This is a genomic window from Streptomyces sp. NPDC041200 (assembly GCF_055591805.1).
Map to the genome: position 1 here is coordinate 1 of NZ_JBVIZF010000100.1, position 5598 is coordinate 5598.

A 5598-nucleotide genomic window follows, 5' to 3' on the forward strand; every position below is an offset into this window, starting at 1 on the left:
GCCACCAGCGACGACGAACACGCGGTGTCCACCGTCACCGCAGGACCCTCGAAACCGAAGGTGTACGACACCCGGCCGGACACCACACTGCCCGCGCCACCGGTCAGCACATAGCCTTCGATCTCCTCGGAGCCCGTTCCCATGCGCGGCGCGTACTCCTGACCGGCGACACCGGCGAACACTCCGACGTGCCGGTCGGGCAGTTCGGCGGGGTTCATCCCGGCGCGTTCGAACACCTCCCACGAGGTCTCCAGCAGCAGCCGCTGCTGCGGGTCCATCGCCAGCGCCTCACGCGGGCTGATCCCGAAGAACCCGGCGTCGAAACCGGCGACATCGGCCAGGAAGCCGCCGTCCCGCACGTACGAGGTCCCCGTCGCGTCCGGATCCGGGTCGTACAGCCCCGCCAGGTCCCAGCCACGGTCCGCCGGAAAGCCCGAGATGCCGTCCACCCCCTCGGACACCAGCCGCCACAGGTCCTCCGGCGAGGCCACCCCGCCCGGCAGACGGCAGGCCATGCCGACGATGGCGATCGGTTCCGTCTGAGCGCCCTCGGCCTCGCGCAGTCGCTCACGGGTCTTCTGCAGCTCGGCCGAGACCCGCTTGAGGTAAGCGAGGGACTTGTCGTCGTTCGTCATGGTTCCTCGTCTCGTGTCCGGAGGGCGGCGGGTCACGCGAGCCCCAGCTCGTTGTCGATGAAGGCGTAGACGTCGTCCGCCGTGGCCGACGCGAGCTGGTCCACGGCGGCGCCGTCCGTCTCGCCCGCGGCCTCGTTGAGCCGCGCGCCCAGGACGCGCAGCCGGGCGCCGATCCGGGTGTCGCTGATGTCCTGGGTGAGCAGGGCGGACACCGCGGCCTCCAGCGAGTCCAGGGTGGACAGGACCGGGTCGGTGTCCTGGGCCAGCTCCTTGTGCAGATAGCCGGCCAGCAGGGTGGGCGCCGGGTAGTCGAAGACCGCGGTCGCGGGCAGGCGCAGCCCGGAGGCCCGGCCGAGGCGGTTGCGCAGTTCGACCGCGGTCAGCGAGTCGAATCCGGCGTCCTTGAAGGCGCGGTCGGGCACGATCAGCTCCGGGTCCCGGTGGCCGAGTACGGTGGCGGCCTCCTTGCGCACCACGTCCAGCACCTGGTCCGCCCACTCCTCGGCGGGAAGGGTGGCCAGCCGTTCGGCGAGGGTCCGGCCGGTGGGTGTGTCCGTGCGCGCCGCACGCCGAGCGGGCCGTACCAGGCCGCGCAGCAGCGGATGCAGTTCGCCGTGTTCCGCCTGGCCACGGAGCACGGCCAGGTCGAGCCTGGCGGGCACCACGGCCGCGTCACCGCCCAGGAGCGCCGCGTCGAACAGGGCCGTTCCCTCGTCGGCGGCCAGGCCCACCATGCCGTCGCGCTGGGTGCGCTGGAGGTCGGCTTCGGCGAGCCCGCTGGTCATCTCGCTGGCCAGCGACCAGAAGCCCCAGGCGAGGGAGACGGCGGGCAGGCCTTGGGCGCGGCGCTGCCGTGCGAGGGCGTCGAGGAAGGTGTTGGCGGAGGCGTAGTTGGCCTGGCCGGGGTTGCCGAGGACGCCCGCCGCCGAGGAGAAGAGGACGAAGGCGGCGAGGTCCAGGTCGCGGGTCAGCTCGTGCAGATGGAACGCGGCGTCGGACTTCGGCCGGAACACTGTGGCGACGCGCTCGGGTGAGAGTGCGGGGACCACGCCGTCGTCGACCACGCCCGCGGTGTGCACCACGCAGGTCAGCGGGGAGTCCTCGGGGACGGACGCCAGCAGGTGTGCCAGGGCGTCGCGGTCGGCGGCGTCGCACGCCTCGATCCGGACCGTGGCGCCGAGACGGGTCAGTTCGGCTTCGAGTTCCGCCGCACCAGGTGCGCCGGGGCCGCGCCTGCTGGTGAGCAGCAGGTTGCGGACTCCGTACGCGGTGACCAGGTGGCGGGCGAACAGGGCGCCGAGGGTGCCGGTGCCGCCGGTGATCAGCGCGGTGCCGCCGGGGTCGGGGCGGTGGGGCACGGTGAGGACCGCCTTGCCGGTGTGGCGGGCCTGGCTGAGGTGGCGGAAGGCTTCCGGGGCGTGCCGTACGTCCCACGCCGTCAGGGGCAGCGGGGTGAGCGTGCCGTTCTCGAAGAGTTCCACCAGCTCGGTGAGCATCTGCCGGGTGCGCTCGGGTCCGGCTTCGACGAGGTCGAAGGCGCGGTAGGTGACGTCGGGGTGGTGGCGGGCGATGTCGGTGGCGTCGCGGATGTCGGTCTTGCCCATTTCCAGGAACCGGCCGCCGCGTGGCAGCAGGCGCAGGGAGGCGTCGACGAATTCACCGGCCAGGGCGTCGAGAATCACGTCCACGCCGCGGCCCTGGGTGGCGTCGAGGAACTCCTGCTCGAACGCGAGGGTTCGGGAGTTGGCGATGTGGTGGTCGTCCAGCCCGTTCGCCCGGAGGGTCCGCCACTTGCCGGGGCTTGCCGTGCCGTACACCTCGGCGCCGAGGTGGCGGGCCACCTGGACGGCGGCCATGCCGACACCTCCGGCCGCGGCGTGGACGAGCACCGCTTCCCCGGGCTGGACGGCGGCCAGGTCGTGGAGGCCGTAGTACGCGGTGAGGAAGGCGATGGGGGTGGCCGCGGCCTGCGGGAAGGTCCAGCCCTCGGGAACGCGGATGAGGGTGCGGTGGTCGGTGACCGCCTCGGGTCCGAAGGCGCCGCCGGGGAAGAGGCCCATCACGCGGTCGCCGGGGGCCAGTCCGGTCACCCCGGGGCCGGTTTCGAGGACGACACCGGCGCCTTCGCCGCCGATGGCGGCGTTGCCGGGATACATGTCGAGTGCGATGAGGACGTCGCGGAAGTTCATGCCCGCGGCGCGGATCGCCACCCGGACGTGGCCTTCCGGGAGCTTTTCCACCGGGTCGGAGGGCACCAGGGCCAGATGGTCGAGGGTGCCGGCCTCGGTGGTGTCCAGGTGCCAGGCGCGGGTGTCCGTGGGGATGGTGAGGCCTTCGGCGGTGGCCCTGACCAGCCTGGGTGCGGAGGCCACGCCCTCGCGAACGGCGAGTTGGGGTTCCCCGGTGGAGAGCGCCGCGGAGAGCGCGGAGTGTGAGGCCGGGGCGTCGTCGAGGTCGGCCAGGACGATCCGGCCCGGGTTCTCGGACTGGGCGGAGCGCACCAGGCCCCAGACGGCCGCCCCTGCCGGGTCCGCCGTCTCGCCGTCGCCTACCGCGACCGCGCCTCGGGTGAGGACGACCAGCCGGGCCGTGTCGTCCTCCGGCTTGACGAGGAACGCCTGCAGTTCGGCGAGGACGCGCGAGGTCAGCGCGTGGGCGTGAGCGGCGCCCGGCCCTTCGGCGACGGCCTCGGTGACCTGCGCCGCCTCGAGCCCGCCGGACCGTGCCTCGGTGGGCAGGGCTTCGACGGGCAGCGCCGTCCACGCGGTACGGAACAGCGCGTCGTGGAGGGGTTCCGCCGCCGGACGCAGTTGTGTGGCCGCCACGGGGCGGAGCACGAGCGAGGCGACGGTGGCGACGGGGGCACCGGTCCGGTCGGAAATTCGCAGCGACATCGTGTCGTCGCCGACGGGTTCCAGGTGGACGCGGAGGGCTGACGCGCCCGAGGCGTGCAGCCGCACCCCGGTCCAGGCGAAGGGCAGAAGGCGTTCGCCGCCGTCCGGTTCGGCGATGGCTCCGAAGGCGCTGAGGTGCAGCGCGGCGTCGAAGAGCGCGGGGTGGAGGCCGAACCGGCGGGCTTCGTCGTGGTGTTCCCCGTCGAGGGCGACCTCGGCGAACACCTCCTTGCCCCGGGTCCATACGGCCCGTACGCCCTGGAACACCGGGCCGTACTCGTAGCCCGCCGCGAAGCGTTCGCGGTAGAAGTCGCTCACCGCGAGGGGCTCTGCGTCCGCCGGGGGCCACTGGGCGGGGCCGGGCTCCGGGTCCGGTGCCGTCGTCATCAGAGCGCCGGTGGCGTGCCGGGTCCATCCGGCGTCCGCGGGATCCGCGTCGGCGGGACGGGAGTACACGCCCACCGGACGGTCGCCGGTGTCGTCCGGGCCGCCGACGCAGACCCGTACGTCCACGGCGCCGCTGTCGGGCAGCAGCAGGGGCGCTTCCATGACGAGTTCGCGCAGGGACCCGGTGCCGACCTCGTCACCCGCGCGGACGGCGAGTTCCACCAGTCCGGTGCCGGGGAGCAGGACGGCTCCGGAGACGGCGTGATCGGCGAGCCAGGGGTGGGTGGCCAGGGACAGCCGCCCGGTGCACACCACACCGCTGGTGTCGGGGAGCTGGATGGTGGCGGTGAGCAACGGGTGCTCGGTCGGGCTGATGCCCGCCGCGCCCACGTCTCCCGCGAAACCACCGGTGTCCAGCCAGTAGCGCTGGTGGCGAAAGGCGTAGGTGGGCAGGTCGACACGGTGTGCGCCGGTGTCCGCGAACATCGCCCGCCAGTCCACCTGAGCGCCCCGTACGTGTGCCCGGGCGACCGCCGTGAGCACGGCGTGGGGCTCCGGCCGGTCCTCGCGCAGGCTCGCCACGCACTCGGTCCCGTCGGGCAGACATTCCTGGGCCATGGCGGTCAGCACTCCGCCGGGGCCCAGCTCCAGCACGGTGGCCACGCCCTGCTCGCCCAGGGAGGCCATGCCCGCGGCGAAGCGTACGGTGGCGCGTACGTGGTCCACCCAGTACTCGGCGGTGCACAGCCGCTCGGGCTCGATGACCGTGCCGGTCAGGTTGGACACGACCGGGAGGGTGGGCGCGGTGTAGCGCAGACCGCGGGCGACCTCGGCGAACGCGTCCAGCATGGGGTCCATCAGCGGTGAGTGGAAGGCGTGGGACACCCGGAGCCGGGTGGTCTTGCGACCGCGGTCCGTGAACGCGGCGGCGAGGCCGGTCACCGCCTGCTCCTCGCCGGATATCACCACGGAGCCGGGCCCGTTGACCGCCGCGATGGCCACCTGGTCGGTCAGCTCCGGTGTGATCTCGTCCTCGGTGGCCTGGATGGCCACCATCGCCCCGCCCTGGGGCAGCTCCTGCATCAGCGCGCCGCGAGCCGCCACCAGCGCGGCGGCGTCCTCCAGGGACCACAGCCCCGCCACGTGGGCGGCGGCCAGCTCGCCGATGGAATGTCCGGCGACGAAGTCCGGTCGTACGCCCCAGGATTCGACCAGGCGGTAGAGGGCCACCTCGACGGCGAAGAGGGCCGCCTGGGTGAACTTCGTCCGGTCCAGCAGCGCGGCTTCGGGGGAGTCCGGCTCCGCGAACACCACGTCGCGCAGGGGCTGTCCGAGCTGGGCGTCCAGAGCGCCGCACACCTGGTCGAAGGCGTCGGCGAAGACGGGGTACGCGGCGTGGAGCCGCCGCCCCATGCCCACGCGCTGGGACCCCTGGCCGGGGAAGACGACCGCGAGCCCGCCACCGGGGGTGACGGCGGGGTGCTCGTCCCGGAGGTCCGCGAGCGCGGTCAGGGCCTCGTCCCGGGACGCGGCCACCACCACACCGCGGTGGTCGAATTCCGGGCGGGTGGCCAACGACGCCCCGATATCGGCGAGTTCGGCGGCCGGGTGATCGTTCAGGAACGATGCCAGGCGCCCGGCCTGGGCGGTCAGCGCCTCCGGCGACTTCGCGGAGAGCACCA

General features: G+C 73.5%; 2 protein-coding genes. Both read right to left on the reverse strand.

The features are described from left to right. Positions 1-635, reverse strand: a 635-nt coding sequence (locus tag ACZ6CL_RS42645; protein WP_468946901.1) for a beta-ketoacyl synthase N-terminal-like domain-containing protein, incomplete at its 3' end; no start/stop codon positions are given. 32 nt (positions 636-667) lie between these two features. Beyond that, positions 668-5598, reverse strand: a 4931-nt coding sequence (locus ACZ6CL_RS42650; RefSeq protein WP_468946904.1) for an SDR family NAD(P)-dependent oxidoreductase, incomplete at its 5' end; no start/stop codon positions are given.